Source organism: Anaerocolumna sp. MB42-C2 (assembly GCF_030913705.1).
GTDB lineage: Bacteria > Bacillota > Clostridia > Lachnospirales > Lachnospiraceae > Anaerocolumna.
In genome coordinates this window covers 3,557,501-3,579,625 of record NZ_CP133190.1, presented here as the reverse complement: position 1 = coordinate 3,579,625, position 22,125 = coordinate 3,557,501, and the positions used below count along the sequence as shown (strand labels likewise).

The window sequence follows — 22,125 nt, the reverse complement described above, 5'->3', positions numbered from 1 at the left end:
TATAAAAATCAGTTTTAAAAAAACATAATATGAACTTTACATAATTATGATGAATTTCTTTACATAACTGCTTTATTATTGAATTAAGCCTACAACACTCCCACTTGATTCAACCAAACACTGGAGGTTTTGCTTATGTATCTGCTAAGAGAAATTTCAGAAAAACCATATCTGTTTACATCCCTTTATTTATTGGGTTTTGAGTTTATTCTTACAATTTTTATGCTTGTATATATTTTTAGATGTGAAAACTTTTATGACCTGACAGACAATATGTCCGTAAAAGAAATGCTTGCTGCAGCAAAACTGCAGTAAGCATTATTTTGTTTCCAAAAATAACTAATACAGGAGGTTTCTATGGAAAAAACTTATGTTATTGATACCAATGTTTTAATTCAGTCTCCTTATGCCCTGAATTCTTTTGAAGAGAATAAGGTTGTTCTTCCCATTGCAGTACTGGAGGAACTGGATAAGTTAAAAAATGACGAGGGGGAACGAGGTGCTAATGCAAGGCAGGCGATACGCTATTTGGAGCAGCTGCGCCAGGTTGGAAGTTTATTTGAAGGTGTTCCGATTCCATCCGGAGGTATCATTCGAATCGAAGCAAATTTTGTCTCAGTGGAGCTTCCCCATGGATTCCATACGGAATCCAATGATAACCGTATATTAAAAGTATGTAAGGGTTTAATGGATAAAGGTGAATCTGTAATTCTTGTAACGAAAGATATTATAGTCCGGTTAAAATCCCAGATGTTAGGAATTCCGGCTGAAGATTTCACCACCGAACAATCCCCTCAGATTGAGGCACAATATACCGGAAGAATGGATGTATTGGCTCCGGATAAATACATGACTGATTTTAAGAAAAAAGGAATCTCCCCTAAAAATATATATGTGATGGAGGGAGAGGATAAAGTTCCGGTTTCACCGGAAATTAACCAGTTTTTTATCATTCATTCAGAAACCAGCAGCAAAAAAACTCTTCTTGGCCGGTATGACGGTAATGCTATCATTCCGTTAAAAAGTCTGAAAGCAGAACCTTTTGGTGTAAAACCCAAAAATGTCGGTCAGCGTTTTTTACAGGAGGCTTTAATGCAGGATGCGGATACTGCTCCTCTCGTAATCGTAAAAGGCGCTGCAGGTACGGCAAAGACATTCTATTCCCTGGCCGTAGGTTTAGAAAAAACCTTAGAAGCCGACAGTAAAATGTACCGTAAAATATTAATTACCAGACCAAATGTCCAATTTGATGAGGACATCGGCTTTTTACCGGGAAGTGAACAGGAGAAAATTGCTCCCTATTTACGTCCTATCATTGATAATCTGGAAATTCTGGTAGACCGCAGTGAAAAAGAACGTTATAAAAATGAAAATGAATTAAAAGGCAAGATTGATGAATTGTTTGGCCGCGGAATAATTACAACAGAAGCCATGAACTTTATACGGGGCCGTTCCATTACACAAACCTACTTAATTATTGATGAGGCGCAAAACCTGACCCCCAAACAGGTAAAGGGTATCGTAACGAGAGTCGGCAAAGGTACGAAAGTTATCCTATTAGGTGACCCCAAACAAATAGACCATCCGCTTTTAGACGAAAGGACAAACGGTCTCAGTTATGCCTCAGAGAAAATGAAAGGCAGTCCGTTGTGCTTCCAAATAACCATGCAGCCGGACGAATGCGAACGTTCCGCTTTAGCTTTTGATGCGGCAAAGAGAATGTAAGTTTATACAATATCTTTTTTAACTTTAAACCAATAATAACAGCTCACTGAAACGATATTAATAAATAAGAATCTATTAATATCTGAAATCTGAGTATGCATATAAACCAATGATGTAAGTATATGCATTTATTTAATGGATTGGTGTATAATAACTCATTTGATACCTGCTTCGTAAAATAAACCAAATGGCTTGTTATACACCAACTCATATTAAACTACAATTCTACCAAAGAACTCTAGAAACCTTTTCAACATCCTTATTATTCTAATAATTATCAAATGCAATTTCATAAGCATTTATACTTACTCACCTTTATATGCCTTAATGTACAGATCTTTTAACTCTGATACCAACGGCATTCTGGGGTTTGCTGTCGTACATTGATCCTCGAAAGCTTTATCAGCAAGTTTATCCACAGCCTGCATGTATTTTTCTTCTGAAATTCCACAATCCTTTATGGTTAACGGTATATCCAGCTTCTTTAAAAGTTCCGTTATATTTGATATCAGACTGGAAATACCCTCTTCTGTGGTATTACAGGGCAATCTAAGATACTTTGCTATTTCCGCATATTTCTCATCTGCTATATAATGTTCGTATTTTGGAAATGCAGTAAATTTCGTAGGTTTTGAGGCATTGTACCGAATGACATGAGGAAGTAAAATAGCATTGGCTCTGCCGTGCGGAATATGAAATTCACCTCCTAATTTGTGGGCAAGGCTATGGTTGATTCCTAAAAATGCATTCGTAAATGCCATTCCTGCAATACAGGACGCATTGTGCATTTTCTCCCTGGCTGTTTGATCCTCGCCGTTTTTATATACCTTAGGTAAATATTCAAATACAAGCTGTATGGCTTTCATGGCAAGCGCATCCGTATAATCCGATGCCATTACAGATACATAAGCTTCGATCGCATGGGTTAAAACATCGATACCTGTATCTGCTGTTACATGAGGCGGAACTGACTGAACAAATTCAGGATCAATAATAGCAACATCCGGTGTAAGCTCATAATCGGCAAGGGGATATTTCATATCCTTTGACGGATCCGTTATTACCGTAAAGGAGGTGACTTCAGAACCGGTTCCGGAGGTTGTCGGTATTGCAACCAGCTTGGCTTTCTTACCAAGAGCAGGATATTTAAATACCCTTTTTCGGATATCCATAAACTTCATATGAAGGTCTTCAAATTCAATATCCGGATGCTCATAAAATAACCAGATGGCTTTTGCAGCATCTATTACCGAACCGCCGCCTAATGCTATAATAACATCGGGTCCAAAGGTTTCGGCTATTTTAAACCCCTCTAGGACCGTATCAACAGTAGGATCCGGCTGTACTCTGTCAAAGACTTCTGAATGCACATATTGGTCACTGTTCCGTTTTCTTAAATGATATAGTACTTTCTCCACATACCCCAATTTCATCATGACTTCGTCCGTGACAATCAATGCTTTTGAGATATTCGGCATCTTAGACAGATATTGTACGGAACCTGGTTGAAAATATATTTTTTCCGGGATTTTAAACCATTGCATATTGTACCTTCTTCTTGCCACACGTTTTTTATTGATCAGATTAACTGCGGAAACATTAGCAGTTGTACTATTTCTGCCAAAGGACCCGCAGCCCAGGGTAAGTGAGGGCATATTCGTATTGTATAAGTCCCCTATGGCGCCATGACTGGAGGGTTGATTTACGATGATACGGCCTGTATTTACCTGTTTTGCAAATTCAGTTATAACCTCTTCATCCTTCGAGTGGATAACAGCGGAATGACCGGAACCGCCAAAATTAATCATTTCAACCGCTCTTTTTATCCCTTCTTTGGAATCATTCACTTTATAACATGCCAGAATCGGACAGAGTTTTTCCCTGGATAACGGATATTCATTCCCTACTCCCTCCACTTTTGCTACCAGGATTTTGGTGTCCCCAGGAACTTTAATTCCGGCCATTTGCGCTATGGTTACGGCAGATTGTCCCACAATCTGCGGATTCATGGCACATTTTTTCTCATCAATTGCAAGCTTTTCAAGTTTAAGCTGATCCTCATTATTTACAAAATAACAACCGAGCTTTGTCATATACTCAACTACTTCATCATAAACATCTTTATCAATAATAACTGCCTGTTCGGAAGCGCAAATCATACCGTTATCAAAAGTTTTTGACAATATTAAATCAGTAACCGCTCTTTTTATATCCGCTGATTTTTCAATATAACATGGCACATTTCCCGGGCCTACTCCTAATGCAGGTTTTCCGGCACTATAGGCTGCTTTAACCATGGAGGAACCGCCGGTAGCTAAAATTAAGGATATTCCGTCATTATTCATGAGAGCTTGTGTCCCATCAATTGACGGCTTATCAATCCATTGGATACAGTCCACTGGTGCACCGGCTTTAACGGCAGCATCCCGTACAATCTTTGCCGATTCCACACTGCACCGCTGGGAGCTGGGATGAAAAGCGAAAATAATGGGGTTTCTTGTTTTTAAAGCAATGATACATTTAAACAAGGTTGTGGCGGTAGGATTGGTTACCGGTGTTATTCCGGCTATTACTCCTACCGGTTCTGCAATCTCAAAATAATCCTCCTCTTCATTTTCATCAATAATTCCCACTGTTTTCTGATACTTAATGCTATGGTATATATACTCTGTGGCAAAAAGATTTTTGACGATCTTATCTTCATAAACACCCCGTTTTGTTTCATCAACTGCCATCTTGGCTAATCTCATATGATTAGACAGTCCTGCAAGGGCCATTTCTTTCACAATGTTATCTACCTGTTCCTGGTTTAATAGAATCATTTCTTTCAGAGCTAATTTTCCCTTTTCCACCAATTTTTCTATTTCATTTGCTATGTCATTTTCACTTTTGTTTTCTTTCACCAGCTTATTTTCAATCTTATTTACTTCGTTGCTATCGTTACTATTTTCTGTCATTGTTTTTTTCTCCATATACTTCTCCTTTTTAAAGCAATTTTTTATAGGCAAGTGCGAAACGAAATAGTTTTTTGAATATACCATACAATTTGATACAATTTTCAAAACTTCAGTTGCCCTCTGGCAAGATTCAGCTTTATATTGTATGAGTTGCATGACATATAGATACACTATGTGTGTTTGACAATTTACCTAAAAGTAATTTTTACAATAGAGATATTGTTTACAAATTATTGTTGGTTTATTACCACATAATTTTTATAAGAAATTTTACTTGACAAATATATCCACAAGCAGTAATATATTTCCATGGATTACATTTGTAATCGATAAGGAGGATAACTATTATGGAAACTGCGGCAAAAATATCAGATTCTGAATGGGAAGTAATGAAAATTATATGGAAAAATCCTAATTGCACCGCCCTGGATATCATTGAACAATTAAAAGATAGTCAGAAGTGGAAACCTAAAACGGTTAAAACGTTAATAAGAAGATTAATCGATAAAAACATTATCGGGTTCGAACAATATGGCAGGGAATACAAATATTACTCTTTGGTAAATGAAGACGAATGCAGAAAAGCAGAAAGCGACTCATTTTTACAAAGAGTTTACAGTGGTTCTTTAAAATCTATGCTTCTTAACCTGATTGAGAAAGAAAATTTATCGAAAGAAGACCTTGAAGATTTAAAGTCTATCCTTAATGAAAGGAAGATGTAATAATGGATCTTATTTATACATTATTTTATAAAATAGTTCAATTGTCGTTTATGGGAAGCTTTATTGTAGCCTGTATTCTTTTGTGCAAGAAAATAATCAGAGAAAAAATTGGAGTTAAATTTCAGTATGCAATCTGGTTTATATTAATTTTACGCTTGATTCTGCCTGTTTCACCATCAAGTATTCTAAGCTTATATAATTATGTACCGCCTTATGAAAATACAATGATGAATATTCCAGTCGCATATCAATCTAATGAAGATAACATTGCTTATGGTAAACATAATACGATTCAAGGGAGTAATAAAGTCATTCCAAATGTTAATGTAAGTCCTGTATCGTTAAAGAAAACCGAGTTAAAACCAGTTAAATCCATGGTACCGGTAAAAAAAATACTTCCCTTTATATGGATATCCGGTTTTCTAATTATTGGATCAGTTATATTTATCAATAACACTTTATTTTATAAACACATCATGAAATATGACCACATAAAAGACCCAGATGTTATAGCTATATTAGATGATTGTAAGGGTCTTATGAAACTTTCACAAAATATTTGTTTAGTTAAAACAAATATCATTAAAACTCCCTGTGTATTAAATTTTATAAAACCCATCATACTGCTGCCTGACTATTCTATAGAAAAAGATAATATACCAGATCTAAAATATATACTTTTACATGAGTTAGCTCATGTGAAGCGAAACGATATTTTTATTAATTATATCATAAGTTTATTATGTATCATTTACTGGTTTAATCCATTAATCTGGTACGGGTTTCACAGGATGAGAGAAGACAGGGAACTATGTTGTGACTCCCTTGCTCTTTCTGTTTTAAGGGAGGATGAAGTTAAAGATTATGGTTTTTCCATAATTAAGATTGCAGAAATGTCATTATGGGCGCCATGTCTGCCAGCAGTGGCAGGCATTATAAATAAAAATTCAAAAATGAAAAGGAGGATCGAAATGATCAAGGTATTCAAAAAAAATTCTTACCGATTATCTGCATTTGCTCTTGCAGTATTGCTTTTGGCCGGATTCGCTTTTCTCACAGAAGCTACCGAATCTAAGGCAAGCTCAACGGAAGAAGTGCCAAGTTTAACAGAAGAGAATTCAACACAGCGTATTGAAGACAAAATTGATTATCCCTTCGTGGATGATAAAGATGCGGTTGGTAAATGGGAAACCGTTGATTTCGTAGCAGATATCGATGATTTTAATGTTAACAAAACATCCTGGCAGGGTGGCCCGTATCTTCTAAGCATTAATCTGCTTCCTGACGGACAGATGACACAACCCGTTGTTGTCGGAGAGACATCGGATGAAACAACTCCGGTTAACTGGCTGACCTGGACCAAAGGCTATATTATTCATCATGGTGATAAGACAGCCGGTAAATATGTGATAAAAGATATTGATGGTTCCCAGTATATGTTCTGGGAATGGAAATCAGGGGATTATACCATAAGAGGTATGAAACCAAAGTACTATGTATTTAAAAAAGTACCTGCCGGATCAACAGAAGAAATAGTAAACTTCAAAGAAAATATAACCTCACAGCGTATTGAAGACAAAATTGATTATCCCTTTGTGGATGATAAAGAAGCGGTTGGTAAATGGGAAACCGTTGATTTCATAGCAGACATCGATGATTTCAATGTTAACCAAACATCCTGGCAGGGTGACCCGTATCTTCTGAGTATTAATCTGCTTCCTGACGGTCAGATGACACAACCGGTTGCAGTCGGAGAGACATCGGATGAAACGACTCCGGTTAACTGGCTGACCTGGACCAAAGGCTATATTATTCATCATGGTGATAAGACGGCCGGTAAATATGTTATAAAAGAAATCGATGGTTCCCAGTATATGTTCTGGGAATGGAAATCAGGGGATTATACCATAAGAGGTATGAAACCATATTACTATGTATTTAAAAAAGCAAATTAAGACCCATTATAACAGAAATTAAAACCTTAAAGGCTTTCTATGATTGATTCAATATCATAGAAAGCCTTTCTTATTAGATATTTAATATTACCGCAAAAATGCATTATTTTTTATTTCGAAGTTGAAAACTATTTCCATCTCATGGTACAATAAATCCTGTACTCACTGGTTCAAACAAAGGCTTACCCCACAAACTGCTTAAATAATACTTCCCATAATATATATCTATATAAAACAAAATTGTTATACACTTAGTATACAATGTTACACCATAAACGTTGACAAAGATGAGGTTGAGTTACATGAAAAAAGCACTAAATAAAAGAGAATTACAATCCATAGAAACCAAAAATAAACTTTTAGAGACATCTATTAAGCTGATTGTTAATAAAGGTTATGACAATGTGTCCATCAATGAAATATGTGCTGCCTGCAACGTCGCAAAAGGTACCTTTTACACCTATTTCACTTCCAAAAAAGAAATTGCTGTTAAAATATTATCCGATATTAACGATAACTTATTTTTAAACCGAACCTGGAATTATGCTCTTTCTGCCAGCGAACAGTTATTAGAATATTCCGGTATCTACCTAAAAGAAATCGAAAATCAGGGTGTAGACTTCACCAGAGTGTTTTTAAGCATAATTATTCAGGAAAAGTTTAATGGGCAAACGGTGAAAGCACATCTTCATCAAATCAGAATCCGTGAAATTTTAGAACTTGGAATTAAGAATGGCGAATTTCATAACGAGTTGGACATTCCAATGCAGTCTGAATATTTAAATATGTACATCTTCGGACTGATGATGAACTGGTGTATGGCTAATGGCTCCTATAGCATCATGGACGAAGGACTAAAAGCGGTTCGTTTCTATTTGCGTTCTATACAAAATTTAAATTAAAATCAATCCGTTTATTCTTTCAGGAGTTGCTGAGAATAATACAATCTTATCTTCCTCACATATGTGTGTACTTTAGAACAAATGCAGAAATTGTTGACGGGTTACAGAAGAGTGCCGGTAACTATATTGTTTTGCAAAATATCCTTATTAATTTTATATATCTCTCTATAAGTATCACAATTCTCCCTATTACAGGTTCTTTCTTCTTGTGTTGTCTTCTGCCTTTACAATTTTTTCTCGATTCTGTTTATACCTTCTATTTTTGTAGCTTTATTCTCGATACTGATTATGTCTTCTGCTTTTGTAATCTTATTTTTTATACAGCTTTTATATAATCCCATACACTTTTTATATAATTTCCCTTATGTTCCATAATTCGCAGTACTTTCTATATCTGATATTTATTATGTCACCTGTTGTTACTGCTCCACAGGTGACAAACCCGATGAGTTTTTTGTGATCGTATTGTCACAGAAAAGCGGAGAATCGCAGCGCCATAATAATGCCTTTGCATTTTGTGTGTTTCGCGAAGTCTGTTATTGTTCACGGAACTGCCGCTTTTTGCAGAGGAGTGCACAATAACAGCTTGCCAAACTATAAGAAAATTTTTTTGTATCTTTATTGACAAATTCTTAACAAACATCTATAATTCTTATTGACCGCGGTCATTGACCTCAGTCATTCAATATTAAATACTGAATCCCATTTCCTTATATAAATTTGGGATATGTAATCTATAACACAATAACAAGGAGGAATAATCATGTCAAGAATCGGAACAAATGAATTATTGCTTATATTTGCCGTAGCTCTCATAGTATTCGGCCCCTCCAGACTTCCTGTTCTAGGGAAGTTTGCCGGAAAAACTCTGGGGCAGCTAAAAGGATATGTTGACAAGATGACCAGTGAGTTTGAAGAAATGGATGCAGATGGCAGCAATAATCCAAAGGAAAGCCCCCAGAAAACTTCCACTGTAACTGCAGCACAAACTCAAGATGATAACGAATAGAAAGGAGAATTTTATATGGGAAAATTAGGGACCACAGAAATCTTACTTATTTTAGGCATTGCTCTCTTAGTTTTTGGGCCATCCAAGCTGCCCGAACTTGGCAAATCAGTTGGTAAAACAATCAGCAACTTTAAAAAGGGAGTTAAGGATACCAAAGAAGATGTACACGAAGAGTAAATACAATAACTATTTAATTTTTATAAAACATAAAGTTAAAAAGGCGGAGGGGTTGTCGTGAAAATATCCAAAATCATACAGATTAATAAAAAAAACTCCGCAGATGATGAATTAGTTAAAATGTCATTAGTTGAACATCTAAGTGAATTCCGGAAACGCCTGATTGTGGTAGCTGTTTGTTTTTTCATTTCTACCATTGCAAGTTTCTATTTCTCTCAGGAATTTGTCGATAGGCTCGTTCTCTTAGGTAAAGGTTATACATTTATCTACATCTCTCCCTCGGAACTATTTATGCAGTATATTAATCTATCTGTGATTGCCGGTATAGTTATTACCTCTCCGGTCATTTTATTTGAATTATGGAAATTCTTATGTCCGGGGCTCCTTTTAAAAGAAAAAGCTATTATGTGTTTCGCTTTTTTAAGTGGATTTGCCTTTTTCTTAATCGGTGCGGCATTCGCATATTTCATTATGGTTCCATTTTTATTGCAATATTTTCTCAAGGTAGATACTACGCAGACCATAAAACCTATGATTTCATTTGCTAATTATGTGAGTTTTATTACCTCAAGCTTATTAACTTTTGGATTGATATTCGAAATGCCAATCATATCCATGGTATTATCAAATCTCGGATTTTTAAAGCCGCAATGGTTAGTAAAAAGCAGAAAAGCTGTAATTGTAGCTATATTTGTAATAGCAGCTATTTTAACACCACCGGATATCATATCACAGATTATGGTAGCAATTCCCATGCTGCTTCTATACGAACTAAGTGTCATCGTGTGCAAATTTTTATATTTAAGAAGAAAAAAGAAACGGCAGAAGTTAGATCAGGAATAATTGGATAGATCTCAAATATATTGATCATTTACGTAATATTATATTTTAGCGCGTATATAATATTTTATTGTTTATCGTTTGAATAATATTTATCTATGTCGCTTGCGTATATCCTATTTCATATCTCTTGCAAATATCTTATCTATTATCGCTTGTTTAATATTACACTTTTAATTATTTACATAATATTATTTTTTTATCATTTACATTAAATATATTTTGATCATTAACTGAATGGAGATCAAATATATCTATAAAACATATCATGGAGGCCTAAAATGAAAAACAAAAGAGAAGAAACACATGACATGAATGAAATACCTGTAAAAAAAGGTATGACTAGAAGAGATTTTCTAAAGGGTGCAGCCGTCGGAGCCGTCGGTATTGCTACCATGGGTTTATTGGAGGCTTGTACACCTAAAAGCGAAACCAAAGAACCTAAAGCAGATGCTACTTCCAGTGCCACAGAAGCAGATACCGGCAAGTCAGAAATTCCTGCTTATCAGGGAACATCCGGTCAGCCCTCCTTCTTAACAGCACCCGAACCTATTCCGGAAAGCAAAATTATCAAAACAGTGGATACAGAGGTATTAGTTATCGGTGCCGGATTTGGCGGCGTTGCAACCGCCTGCTCTGCAGCAGAGCAGGGAGCCAAAGTTATCGTAGTCGAAAAAACTGCGAAATGGAATGGACGCGGTGGCGGTGCCGGTGTACTGGATTCTAAATTTATGCGTAAACAGGGTCTGAAAATTGATAAAGCAAAAGCAAAGGCCGAATGGGTTCGTACCTGCGGCAGCCGTGTAGACGAATCTGTTATTTCAACTTTCTTTAACCGCTCTGGCGAAGCAATGGACTGGTTATTAGATAAGGCAGAAGCAGATCACAGTGCAGTAATGATTTGGGGCGGTTATTCCAGAAGTAAATCCCTGCCGGATGAACCTGGTTATCATATGATCATGGGGGGAGACAGTATTAAGGAGGGTGAATTTGCACCTGTCGCACTTTTATATAATGCCTCCGTAAAAGCCGGTGTTGAATATGCTTTCAATGCACCTGCCGAACAGCTTATCAAAGACGGTGATAAGGTTGTAGGTGCTGTAGTAAAAACAGCGGATGGATATGTGCGATATAATGCCTCTAAAGGTGTTGTTCTTGCAACCGGTGATATTGCCGCTGACTCTGAAATGTTAAGTTATTATGCTCCTATCGCTCTTAAAGCGGTGGAATCACAATATACTCCTGCCGGCGTTAATACCGGTGACGGCCATAAAATGGGTATCTGGGCTGGTGCGGTTATGCAGGATGGACCACTTCCTACTATGATTCACCCTCAGGCTTATGCATGGTTCCATGGACCCTTTATGTTCGTAAATAACGATGGAAAACGCTTCTTTAACGAAGCTACCTGGGTTCAGGCAAAATCTCTTAATATTATGGCACAAAAATGCGGCAACGTAGCCTATTCCGTATTTGATGGAAATTGGCTTGATGACTTGGTAAGGGGGCTTCCTGAGGGCGGCGGAATGTTCTGGGATAGCTTTCGGCCGGTAGGTGCAGAATTTGATACGAAAGCTCAACAGGCTACCATTGACGGATACATTGATCAGGGTCTGGCTTTCAAAGCAGATACTCTCGAAGGACTTGCGGATAAAATTGGCGTTAACAAAGAAAACTTCCTTGCTGAAGTTAAGAGATATAACTCTATGTGTGAAGCAGGAGAGGACACCGATTTCTTCAAAGAAAAGATCTTCTTAACACCGATAAAGAAAGGGCCCTTCTATGCTACCAAAGTAGGACCGGCTTTACTTGCTATTGTCGGCGGCCTTATAACCAATGCAGATATGCAGTGTCTGGATTCAGACGGCAAACCAATCCCCGGCCTTTATGCAGTAGGTAATACAGCCGGAAGTGCCAATGCAGTGGATTATCCGATTAATGTTCCGGGAAATTCACACGGCAGATGCCTCACCTACGGTTATGTGGTTGGACAAAACTTAGCTAAGATGTAAATTCGCTATCCTTTTGCAAATAATTAGGGGAGAGTATCATTTGATGATATTCTCCCAATTTCTTCAATATAAAGGATGTTACTTCACATTACCGATGCAAATTATTAATTATTTTGCGATTAATTTTTTCTATCTTTCTCAGGAAGAAATTATATCCACAGTAATATTATATGAATTAAAAATAGGCTTCTCTTACTTTATATTTCTCTTAAATTCATTTCATTAGGCATAAACACTATTCTGAGTACCGATTAATAAACTCAACTGATATTATTATGATTTAAAATATAGTTATTAAATATTCTGCAGATACTCAATTCAATTACTGTTATTCTTATAATAATTTAAGTTCTCAATTGCCCATTCTTTGTTATATATATGCGTAGCCATTGATTTTTTATCACTTGTGGATGCACAATAAGCCGTCCTTTTTCCTTCTTCAAGCTCTTTAAAGAACTCCAGGTACTTCCACTTGAATTCTTTAACAAAAGGAGCATTTTTATAGGAATCCCTATGAATATTAAAACAGGTCGTATTCTTTTTGTCCAGTTTGCATTGTTCCTTTATTGAACATTCAGCACATGTAATATCCTGGGCCATATCTATAACAATCTGTGAAATCATATTCTGATCACTCATAAAACCTGCTTTGAAATTGGTGTAATTTACAACTCTTGGTGAAAGTTCTGCATCACCATAGCATGTTTCCTCACTCCAATATCCTATTTCCTTTATTAATTCGGGCCTCATACCCATACAACATCCGTGTATAAAGTCCAGGAGAACATCTACATACCCATTTTTAAGTTCCAGATAGGTAACATTGTCTTTGGATTTCGGAATAACCTGTGGGTATATCGGAAAATATGGTGCGGTTCTCTGAACTCCCAATAATCCTACTTCGGGAAAAGTATTAAAAACATCCATAAAAAGAGTAATCCAATTTTTTGTTTTTATAACTACGTCACTGTCTACAGAAAAAAAATACTGATTCTCTTTTCTCTTTGAAAGATTCAGATTTAGGGCAAATACAGGTCCATAATTCATCACCAGCCGGGTTATTGACTTGATTCTGCTGTCATTTATTGACTTAATATATTCCCATGTATCATCCTTTGAATTACTGTCGATAATATGCATTTCAAAGTCTTCAGGCGTATCCAGAATCGATTTAAGACTTCTTGCAGTTAAGCCAAGTCGATTGAATGTAATATAGCTTAAAAAAGGAGGAACCATTATACCATCCTTTCAAGTAATACACTAATAAGTTATTTCAAACCATATTATGTTAAACTAATTAGAACTGTTACAGTATTGATTTACTGAATAACTTTTGTACTTGTACTTATGTATTATATAACTAACAAGTAAGTTCAGCCGAAGAAATATCTAATTACTCTCTATTATAAAACTTTCCTGATACATATCACTTCTAACAGATTCATTGAAATATAAATTAATAAATGGTATTATATGTTAAAACCAACATTAAAGAGAGGTTTAATAGATGGACTGAAATCACCTCTGACCGTTGGGGATCAATTGAGGATAACAACTATGAAGCTGACTATTGCAATCTGTGACGATGAGCAAACTGAACTAGCATATTTACATATGCTTGTCTGCCGCTGGGCGAAAGAAAATGAGACTGCAATACATATAAGCACCTTTGTAAGTGCCGAGAGTTTTTTATTTTCTTACGAGGAAGACAAGTCGGTAGACATTCTACTTTTAGATATTGAAATGGAAAAAATGAACGGTGTGGAACTGGCAAAACAGATACGTCGTGAAAATGAATCAATGCAGATTATATTTATTACGGGATTTCCTGATTTTATTGCTGAGGGTTATGAGGTTTCTGCACTGCACTATCTTTTAAAACCTGTAAATGAGAAAAAACTATTTGATGTTTTAGCGAAAGCACAAAAAAACTTAAATCATAAGCAGAAGTCAATTGTGTTTATTTCTGATGGCCAAACTTACCGTATACCAATGAACGAAATAATGATATGCGAAAGTTTTGCACATACAACGGTAATGACAACAAAAAGTAATAGCTACGATGTTAAACTTTCTATCTCGGAGTTTAAAAATCTATTGGATGAAACCTTTATCCAATGTCATCGTTCCTATATTGTCGGAATCAGCCATATAAGCCACATATCCAAAACAGATGTATTTCTTGATAACGGCAGAATCATACCACTGTCAAGAAGGTTATACAATGAGGTTAATCAGGCATTTATTAGATATTTCAAAGGGGTGCAATAATGGGACTTCTAAATTTTCTTTTTGGTCGTATGATTGACAACAGAATTGCTGCTTTTCAAAATGATTTAATTACCAAACACTGTGATGAAGTACAAAATATCTATGGTCAAATGCGCGGCTGGCGGCACGATTACCACAATCATCTCCAGACGATGAAAGCACATCTTGCACTGGGGCAGACCGGAGAGCTTTCGGATTATCTTGGTAAGTTAGATCGTGACCTGACATCGGTGGATACTATGATTAAAACAGGTAATGTAATGATCGATGCGATACTTAACAGTAAAATTTCTCTTGCTGTATCCAGAAAAATTAATGTAAATACAAAAGCAACTGTGCCAGGTGATATTAATATATCTGAAGTAGACCTGTGTGTGATTATTGGCAATCTGCTCGACAATGCCATGGAGGCTTGCCTTAAACAACCCAATGAAACTGAAAGGTTTATTCGTGTTTATATAGGTATACTGAAAGAACAGCTTTACATTTCGGTTACAAACTCTGTTGGCGGAGAAATAAAAAAATCAGGTAAAACTTATATTTCCACAAAGGATTCGGCCTCTCATGGCTTTGGACTAATGCGTACAGACAAAATCGCTGATAAGTATTCCGGTTATATAAATCGCCAAAACGAAGATGGTGTATTTGCAACCGAGGTAATGCTGCCGTTGTAATGTTTTGTAGAATTTACCTTTCGTGCTTGAAACTTGACCTTTCGTGCTAAATTTTATCATCCATGATTAAATAATGTTATTTTATTAGCAAGGAGGCGATTGAATTGAATATTGAGAAACACAGCATAATTAACAATATTATTTATCTTTTAAAAATGGTGTACAAACATTACAAAATAGTATTTGTTTTCATTCTTCTTGAAATGGCATGCAATGGAATATTGCCGCTATTTGGCATATATCTGCCTAAGCTGGCGGTACAACTGGTTCTGGAAAAACAAACACTAAACCATACTCTTTGGGTTCTGGGAGCTTTTTCAATATGTTATATTATCGTGCAGTGTGTTAATAGTATAGCCGCATATGGTAAATACCCGTTTCAGAATGGCATGAGAAATGTCTATAACCGTCTGCTCTTTTTTAAGGCACTTGATTGTGACTATTCCGTTATGGAAACAAAAGAGGGGCAGACATTGTACCAAAAAGCTCAGTCTGCCGTTAGAAATGGTGATGATTCTGCTACCTCAGTTATACTTAATTCTGTTGTTTCATTAATTTCCGGTTTTATAACCTTTGTGTTTATTTTTGGAATTATTGCAAAACTAAATATACTAATTGTGGCTTTACTGATTTTTTTAACTGCACTAAGTTATCTTATCAATCGAACGGCTCAGCATTTTGCAGAGAAAAAGAGAGAGACGGACGCTGATTTACATAAAAAATCTAATTATGTTGAGTCAGCCATGTCAGATATTTCCGGAGCTAAAGACATTCGGATATATAACCTTTCACAAATGTTTTTAAATATCAGAGATGAGCTTTTAGAAAAAATGATTTGTGTAAAAACAGAAATACAAAACCGGTATTTTGCCGCCAACACATTAAACCTCATAATTGCTGCTATACGAGATGGCGTCGCTTATGTTTATTGTATCTGGCAAGTAATCAGCGGGGAGATCGCTGTGTCCGATTTCGTACTGTTTATGGCTGCAATAGCCAGTTTCTCCGGATGGCTTAGCACTATAGTAGATAATATAAATGTAATAAACAGAGAAAATGTTCGGCTAAATGATTTACGTACATTTCATGAATGTACAAATAAACTTGATCCAAAAGAACCCCTGTCGATATCGAATATTTCAAGCTCTATAGATATCGAATTTAAAAATGTAAGCTTCAGATACACAGACGATACCCCGAATATTCTTGAAGCTTTGTCTTTTCATATAAAAGCAAATGAAAAAGTTGCTCTTGTGGGAATAAACGGAGCAGGAAAAACTACGATTGTTAAGTTGTTATGCGGCTTTTACCAGGCAAGTGACGGTGAAATATTGATAAACGGTTATAACATTAACGCCTTTAAACGCACTGACCTGTATTCATTGTTTTCTGCTGTTTTCCAAGACATATGTATTTTACCTATAACAGTAGGAGAAAACATTTCTTTTAAGAAAACTGATAAAGAAACTGAAGAAAAAATATTACAATGCCTTGAAGTTGCCGGACTTAAGGATGAAATAGAAAAATATAGCAAAAAATTAAATACAAGTATGCTTAAAGTGATTAACGATGATGGTATTATTTTATCTGGTGGTCAACAGCAGAAATTGCTTCTCGCGCGTGCTTTATATAAAAATGCGCCTATACTCATTCTTGATGAACCCACAGCAGCCCTGGACCCCATAGCCGAATCTGAAGTTTATGAGAAATTTAATGAATTAACAGAGAACAAAACTGCTATTTATATCTCTCACAGACTTGCAAGTACCAGGTTTTGTGATAGAATTCTAATGCTAAAGGATGGTAAAATAACCGAAAGCGGCGAGCATGACCAATTGATTAGTAAAAATGGCGATTATGCGTATATGTTTGAAGTCCAAAGCCATTATTACAAAGAGGAGGTTGAGGCAATATGAAGTGTGAAGAAAAAAGCAGTGGGATTAAAGGCGCATTGAAAGTTTATAAAATTATGTATAATACGGATAAGTTCACTTTGATATTATTACCTCCGATTGCAATCATTAATGCATTTAAACCATATATTTCCTTGTTTGCTACAGCGTATATTTTAAACGGATTAATTACCAAAGTCTCGTTTAAACCACTTATTGTGTATGCGCTTGCTGCAATTGTTCTTAATTTCATAGCAAGCTTTATTGAAAATTACTTAAGTAAAATTCAATCTGTTCACAATGATGTTTTTGTACCTAAAATATATATGGACAAAGCTGAAAAATATCTAAAAATGGACTATCAATTGCTCGAAAGCCCGAAAGTAAATGATATTAACTCCAAAATATGGAAAGATAATAATTGGGGCAGTGGCTTTTACAATTTGTCCTATTATTTAAGATTATTACTCGATAATTTATTTGGATTTATTATAGGTGTAATAATGTTTATCCCTCTGCTTATGATTGGAAATGGCTATATTACATCAATCTTTTTATTACTGCTGTTAATTTTCGCTTTGGTTATGGCTTTAATAAACTCAAAGGTAATCCAGAAAAAGATTACAGAGCTATTAAATTCCCCTAATTTTAATATCCCATACTATGCATATTTCTTTTGGACAATGCCAATCAATCATATCCTAAAAACTGCACGAATTTATAAAACCAGTGAGATTCTAAAAGACTATATCGATAAAGATAATAATGTATTAATTCATTTTTATAAGACCTTTACAAAACACCAAATCAAGTCAGGATTTATAAGTGCAATATCCAACGGCGTGTTAACTGTTTCGGCATATTTATTTGTGATTGTCAGGGCTGCTGCAGGAGCGTTTCCGGTTGGTGATATTGTTCGTTATGCCGGTACAATCTATAACACTGCTAACAACTTTTTCGGTTTATCTTCCTCCTTATCAATCCTTATTGACCAAACAGACAGACTACAAAGCACATTAGAGTTTATGGAGATCCCCAATGTACTTTACAGAGGCACCATTCCTGTTGAAAAGCGGAATGACAACGATTATTTGATAGAGTTTCACAATGTCAGCTTTAAATACCCCGGCAGTGATAAATATTCACTGAAAAACTTTTCAATGAAGCTGAATATCGGGCAAAGGCTTGCAATTGTGGGTATGAATGGCAGTGGCAAAACAACAATGATAAAGTTACTTTGCCGTTTGTATGACCCGACAGAGGGAAAAATTACACTTAACGGCATTGATATCAGGAAATACAACTATGAAGAATACATGCATCTTTTCAGCGTAGTTTTTCAGGATTTTAAGTTATATTCCTTCAAGTTATCTGAAAATATTGCTTGTTCAACAGCTATAGATAAAAAACGCGCAGAATATATACTTCATGAAGTGGGAATAAGTGAAAGATACAAAAAAATGGAGAAAAAACTTGATACCTACCTCTATAATAATTATGACAAAGGCGTAGAAATTTCTGGCGGAGAAGCCCAAAAAATAGCATTGGCACGAGCCTTATATAAGAATGCACCTTTTATTTTACTTGACGAACCAACCGCAGCGCTTGACCCAATTTCAGAGTTTGATATTTATTCAAAATTTAATGAAATTGTTGGTGAGAAAACAGCCATCTACATCAGCCATCGCCTGTCATCCTGTCGCTTTTGTGATGATATTGCAGTTTTCCACGAGGGTGAATTGATTCAGCGAGGGAACCACAACACATTGATTGCAGATGAAAACGGTAAATACTACGAGCTTTGGAATGCACAGGCGCAATATTACACCGAGAGTAAAGCAGTATAAAAAATGAGCAGGAACTCAAAAACTCCTGCCTTTGAAACAAAAAATCTCTAAACCTTAGTATCTTCGAGGTTTAGAGACTCTTCTAATTTAAGGCGACAACCAGATTTGAACTGGTGATCAGGGTGTTGCAGACCCATGCCTTACCGCTTGGCTATGTCGCCATATCTATATCACTATTGTATTATAACAATTCATTTTTTATTCGTCAAGGCATCAAAACCCATCTACTAGCATTAATATTTATTCACTTATATTAGTGGCTTCATGTCTTATAACGAAAACTCCCCGAGTTGGGCTCGAACCAACAACCCCACGGTTAACAGCCGTGTGCTCTACCATTGAGCTATCGAGGAATAACTACATTTGATAATATCTTATCCAACAAACTGAAATCTCTTGATTTCATAGAAATTAGTATTTATGAACAAACACTTTATGGTCAAGCCCTCGACCTATTAGTATTAGTCAGCTCCATACATTACTGCACTTCCACCTCTAACCTATCCACCTTGTCGTCTTCAAGGGGTCTTACTAGCTTACGCTATGGGATATCTTATCTTGAGGGGGGCTTCACGCTTAGATGCCTTCAGCGTTTATCCCTTCCCGACTTGGCTACTCGGCCATGCACTTGGTAGTACAACCGATCCACCAGAGGTCAGTCCAACCCGGTCCTCTCGTACTAAGGTCAGCTCCTCTCAAATATCCTACGCCCGCGCCGGATAGGGACCGAACTGTCTCACGACGTTCTGAACCCAGCTCGCGTACCGCTTTAATGGGCGAACAGCCCAACCCTTGGGACCTACTACAGCCCCAGGATGCGATGAGCCGACATCGAGGTGCCAAACCACTCCGTCGATGTGAACTCTTGGGAGTGATAAGCCTGTTATCCCCAGGGTAGCTTTTATCCGTTGAGCGATGGCAATCCCACTTTATACCACCGGATCACTAAGTCCTAGTTTCCTACCTGCTCCACCCGTCGGTGTCGCAGTCAAGCCTTCTTATGCCTTTGCACTCTGCGAATGGTTTCCAACCATTCTGAGAAGACCTTTGAGCGCCTCCGATACCCTTTCGGAGGCGACCGCCCCAGTCAAACTCCCCACCTGACATTGTCCACTGCCCGGATCACGGGCACATGTTAGAAATCCAATACTGCAAGGGTGGTATCCCAACAGTGGCTCCACCACGACCGGAGTCGTAGCTTCCAAGCCTCCCACCTATCCTGTGCATGCAATACCGAATCCCAGTATCAAGCTAGAGTAAAGCTCCATGGGGTCTTTCCGTCCTGGCGCAGGTAACCAGCATCTTCACTGGTATTTCAATTTCACCGGGTGCATTGTCGAGACAGTGCCCAAATCATTACGCCTTTCGTGCGGGTCGGAACTTACCCGACAAGGAATTTCGCTACCTTAGGACCGTTATAGTTACGGCCGCCGTTTACTGGGGCTTAAGTTCAACGCTTCGGATTGCTCCTAACATCTCCCCTTAACCTTCCAGCACCGGGCAGGCGTCAGCCCATATACTTCACCTTTCGGTTTTGCATAGACCTGTGTTTTTGCTAAACAGTTGCTTGGGCCAATTCTCTGCGGCCTGTATTTCTACAGGCACCTCTTCTCCCGAAGTTACGAGGTTATTTTGCCGAGTTCCTTAACAATGCTTCTCCCGTCGGCCTTAGGATTCTCTCCTCATCCACCTGTGTCGGTTTACGGTACGGGCTTATATAAAACAATAGCGGCTTTTCTTGGCAGTTAGCTCACCAGCTTCCCTACTTTAAATTTCGGTCCGCATCACGTCTTCGTATTGTGTGACGGATTTGCCTGCCACACTACTACCACGCTTGCACCGGTTTTTCCATTCCCGGCTCTGGCTTTCTCTCTGCGTCCCCACAGTTCTGTTTATATAAGGTACAGGAATTTCAACCTGTTGTCCATCGACTACGTCTTTCGACCTCGCCTTAGGTCCCGACTTACCCAGAGCAGATCAGCTTTACTCTGGAAACCTTGGATATTCGGCCTAGAAGATTCTCACTTCTATCTCGCTACTCATTCCGGCATTCTCTCTTCTTAACACTCCACGTCTCCTTACGGTAACGCTTCGTCGCAGTTAAGAATGCTCCTCTACCAATTGCATGAATGCAATTCCACAGCTTCGGTGTCGTGTTTTAGCCCCGGACATTTTCGGCGCAGGACCTCTCGACTAGTGAGCTATTACGCACTCTTTTAATGTATGGCTGCTTCTAAGCCAACATCCTAGTTGTTTTCGAAATCCCACATCCTTTTCCACTTAACACGCACTTTGGGACCTTAGCTGGTGGTCTGGGCTTTTTCCCTTTTGACTACCCAACTTATCTCGTGTAGTCTGACTCCTGATCATCATCTGTATGGCATTCGGAGTTTGATAATCTTCGGTAAGCTTTGACGCCCCCTAGGATATTCAGTGCTCTACCTCCATCAGACTAAATCAAGGCTAGCCCTAAAGCTATTTCGAGGAGAACCAGCTATCTCCGGGTTCGATTGGAATTTCTCCCCTACCCACACCTCATCACCACCCTTTTCAACGGATGTGTGTTCGGTCCTCCACCACCTTTTACGGCAGCTTCAACCTGGACATGGGTAGATCACCCGGTTTCGGGTCTACATTCACTGACTTGCATTATTCGTAAGAATAATTACGCCCTATTCAGACTTGGTTTCCCTTCGGCTTCAGTCTTTACGACCTTAACCTTGCCAGTAAATGTAACTCGCCGGACCGTTCTACAAAAAGTACGCGGTTCCTCTGTAAATAGAGGTTCCACAGCTTGTAAACACAGGGTTTCAGGTTCTCTTTCACTCCCCTCCCGGGGTTCTTTTCACCTTTCCTTCACAGTACTATGCTCTATCGGTCACTAAGTAGTATTTAGCCTTGGGGGGTGGTCCCCCCGACTTCCCACAAGGTTTCTCGTGTCTCGTGGTACTTCGGATCCCGCTCGCTGTCTTCGGATTTTGCGTACGAGGCTTTCACTCTCTTTGGCTGGCTTTCCCAAAACCATTCTGCTATCCTAAAACTCACTCATTGCGGTCCATAACCCCGAAGAATAAATTCTTCGGTTTAGGCTGTTTCCATTTCGCTCGCCGCTACTTTGGAAATCGAGTTTTCTTTCTTTTCC

General features: G+C 37.6%; 15 protein-coding genes, 2 tRNA genes and 1 rRNA gene (1 of these 18 running past the window's edge). 13 read left to right on the top strand and 5 right to left on the bottom strand.

Annotation, left to right across the window (positions count from 1 at the left end; translation table 11 throughout):
* The first annotated feature begins 135 nt into the window (after positions 1 to 135).
* Together RBU59_RS15855 and RBU59_RS15850 are read left to right on the top strand one after the other, a co-directional pair.
* Entirely contained in the window at positions 136 to 315 is a 180-nt protein-coding gene (locus tag RBU59_RS15855; RefSeq protein WP_308143481.1) for a hypothetical protein, read from the top strand.
* A gap of 42 nt (positions 316 to 357) precedes the next feature.
* Positions 358 to 1,725, top strand: coding sequence for a PhoH family protein (locus tag RBU59_RS15850; RefSeq protein WP_308143480.1), 1,368 nt, complete (start codon positions 358 to 360; stop codon positions 1,723 to 1,725).
* Between the two features lie 305 nt (positions 1,726 to 2,030).
* On the opposite strand, the gene adhE is transcribed toward RBU59_RS15850, so the two are convergent.
* Positions 2,031 to 4,697, bottom strand: a complete 2,667-nt coding sequence (adhE, locus tag RBU59_RS15845) for a bifunctional acetaldehyde-CoA/alcohol dehydrogenase (RefSeq protein ID WP_308143479.1) — start codon at positions 4,695 to 4,697, stop codon at positions 2,031 to 2,033.
* Between the two features lie 332 nt (positions 4,698 to 5,029).
* On the opposite strand from adhE, the gene RBU59_RS15840 reads away from it, so the two are divergent.
* From RBU59_RS15840 to RBU59_RS15810, 7 genes are all read left to right on the top strand, one after another.
* Positions 5,030 to 5,404, top strand: coding sequence for a BlaI/MecI/CopY family transcriptional regulator (locus RBU59_RS15840; protein WP_308143478.1), 375 nt, complete (start codon positions 5,030 to 5,032; stop codon positions 5,402 to 5,404).
* Between the two features lie 2 nt (positions 5,405 to 5,406).
* Positions 5,407 to 7,359, top strand: coding sequence for a M56 family metallopeptidase (locus RBU59_RS15835; protein WP_308143477.1), 1,953 nt, complete (start codon positions 5,407 to 5,409; stop codon positions 7,357 to 7,359).
* 302 nt (positions 7,360 to 7,661) lie between these two features.
* The gene (locus RBU59_RS15830) at positions 7,662 to 8,261 is read left to right on the top strand and encodes a TetR/AcrR family transcriptional regulator (RefSeq protein WP_308143476.1); all 600 of its coding nucleotides are present in this window, start codon (positions 7,662 to 7,664) and stop codon (positions 8,259 to 8,261) included.
* A gap of 763 nt (positions 8,262 to 9,024) precedes the next feature.
* Complete coding sequence (locus tag RBU59_RS15825) at positions 9,025 to 9,270, top strand: Sec-independent protein translocase subunit TatA/TatB (RefSeq protein WP_308143475.1); 246 nt, start codon at positions 9,025 to 9,027, stop codon at positions 9,268 to 9,270.
* Between the two features lie 15 nt (positions 9,271 to 9,285).
* Entirely contained in the window at positions 9,286 to 9,447 is a 162-nt protein-coding gene (gene tatA / locus RBU59_RS15820) for a twin-arginine translocase TatA/TatE family subunit (RefSeq protein WP_308143474.1), read from the top strand.
* 57 nt (positions 9,448 to 9,504) lie between these two features.
* Positions 9,505 to 10,290 carry a twin-arginine translocase subunit TatC gene (gene tatC, locus RBU59_RS15815; RefSeq protein WP_308143473.1) on the top strand — a complete coding sequence of 262 codons (786 nt, stop codon included), beginning with the start codon at positions 9,505 to 9,507 and terminating at the stop codon, positions 10,288 to 10,290.
* Between the two features lie 278 nt (positions 10,291 to 10,568).
* Complete coding sequence (locus RBU59_RS15810; RefSeq protein WP_308143472.1) at positions 10,569 to 12,299, top strand: FAD-binding protein; 1,731 nt, start codon at positions 10,569 to 10,571, stop codon at positions 12,297 to 12,299.
* Between the two features lie 318 nt (positions 12,300 to 12,617).
* Here RBU59_RS15810 and RBU59_RS15805 read toward each other — a convergent pair whose 3' ends face one another.
* Positions 12,618 to 13,535: a glycosyltransferase gene (locus RBU59_RS15805; protein WP_308143471.1), complete on the bottom strand. Its 918-nt coding sequence runs from the start codon at positions 13,533 to 13,535 to the stop codon at positions 12,618 to 12,620.
* A gap of 237 nt (positions 13,536 to 13,772) precedes the next feature.
* Between RBU59_RS15805 and RBU59_RS15800 the strand changes: the two genes are divergently transcribed.
* The 4 genes from RBU59_RS15800 to RBU59_RS15785 all read left to right on the top strand — a co-directional run bounded on the left by RBU59_RS15800 (position 13,773) and on the right by RBU59_RS15785 (position 18,983).
* Complete coding sequence (locus RBU59_RS15800; RefSeq protein WP_308143470.1) at positions 13,773 to 14,570, top strand: LytR/AlgR family response regulator transcription factor; 798 nt, start codon at positions 13,773 to 13,775, stop codon at positions 14,568 to 14,570.
* Positions 14,570 to 15,244 (top strand): sensor histidine kinase, encoded by a 675-nt coding sequence (locus tag RBU59_RS15795; RefSeq protein ID WP_308143469.1) that lies wholly within the window; start codon positions 14,570 to 14,572, stop codon positions 15,242 to 15,244. The genes RBU59_RS15800 and RBU59_RS15795 overlap by 1 nt, the downstream gene beginning before the upstream one ends.
* Positions 15,245 to 15,348: 104 nt before the next feature.
* A complete protein-coding gene (locus tag RBU59_RS15790) occupies positions 15,349 to 17,160 on the top strand; it encodes an ABC transporter ATP-binding protein (RefSeq protein WP_308143468.1) in 1,812 nt (603 codons plus the stop codon).
* A 302-nt stretch (positions 17,161 to 17,462) separates the two neighbouring features.
* Positions 17,463 to 18,983: an ABC transporter ATP-binding protein gene (locus RBU59_RS15785; RefSeq protein ID WP_308143467.1), complete on the top strand. Its 1,521-nt coding sequence runs from the start codon at positions 17,463 to 17,465 to the stop codon at positions 18,981 to 18,983.
* A gap of 90 nt (positions 18,984 to 19,073) precedes the next feature.
* Here the strand turns inward: RBU59_RS15785 and RBU59_RS15780 are convergent.
* The 3 genes from RBU59_RS15780 to RBU59_RS15770 form a co-directional block, all read right to left on the bottom strand.
* Positions 19,074 to 19,144, bottom strand: a tRNA-Cys gene (locus RBU59_RS15780).
* Between the two features lie 120 nt (positions 19,145 to 19,264).
* Positions 19,265 to 19,336, bottom strand: a tRNA-Asn gene (locus tag RBU59_RS15775).
* An 82-nt stretch (positions 19,337 to 19,418) separates the two neighbouring features.
* Positions 19,419 to 22,125, bottom strand: a 23S ribosomal RNA gene (locus RBU59_RS15770) (it continues 213 nt past the right edge of the window).

Coding starts and splice junctions, on each gene's coding strand:
- RBU59_RS15855 (WP_308143481.1), top strand. CDS start 136: ATGTATCTGCTAAGAGAAATTTCAGAAAAACCATATCTGTTTACATCC.
- RBU59_RS15850 (WP_308143480.1), top strand. CDS start 358: ATGGAAAAAACTTATGTTATTGATACCAATGTTTTAATTCAGTCTCCT.
- adhE (WP_308143479.1), bottom strand. CDS start 4,697: ATGGAGAAAAAAACAATGACAGAAAATAGTAACGATAGCAACGAAGTA.
- RBU59_RS15840 (WP_308143478.1), top strand. CDS start 5,030: ATGGAAACTGCGGCAAAAATATCAGATTCTGAATGGGAAGTAATGAAA.
- RBU59_RS15835 (WP_308143477.1), top strand. CDS start 5,407: ATGGATCTTATTTATACATTATTTTATAAAATAGTTCAATTGTCGTTT.
- RBU59_RS15830 (WP_308143476.1), top strand. CDS start 7,662: ATGAAAAAAGCACTAAATAAAAGAGAATTACAATCCATAGAAACCAAA.
- RBU59_RS15825 (WP_308143475.1), top strand. CDS start 9,025: ATGTCAAGAATCGGAACAAATGAATTATTGCTTATATTTGCCGTAGCT.
- tatA (WP_308143474.1), top strand. CDS start 9,286: ATGGGAAAATTAGGGACCACAGAAATCTTACTTATTTTAGGCATTGCT.
- RBU59_RS15810 (WP_308143472.1), top strand. CDS start 10,569: ATGAAAAACAAAAGAGAAGAAACACATGACATGAATGAAATACCTGTA.
- RBU59_RS15805 (WP_308143471.1), bottom strand. CDS start 13,535: ATGGTTCCTCCTTTTTTAAGCTATATTACATTCAATCGACTTGGCTTA.
- RBU59_RS15800 (WP_308143470.1), top strand. CDS start 13,773: ATGTTAAAACCAACATTAAAGAGAGGTTTAATAGATGGACTGAAATCA.
- RBU59_RS15795 (WP_308143469.1), top strand. CDS start 14,570: ATGGGACTTCTAAATTTTCTTTTTGGTCGTATGATTGACAACAGAATT.
- RBU59_RS15785 (WP_308143467.1), top strand. CDS start 17,463: ATGGACAAAGCTGAAAAATATCTAAAAATGGACTATCAATTGCTCGAA.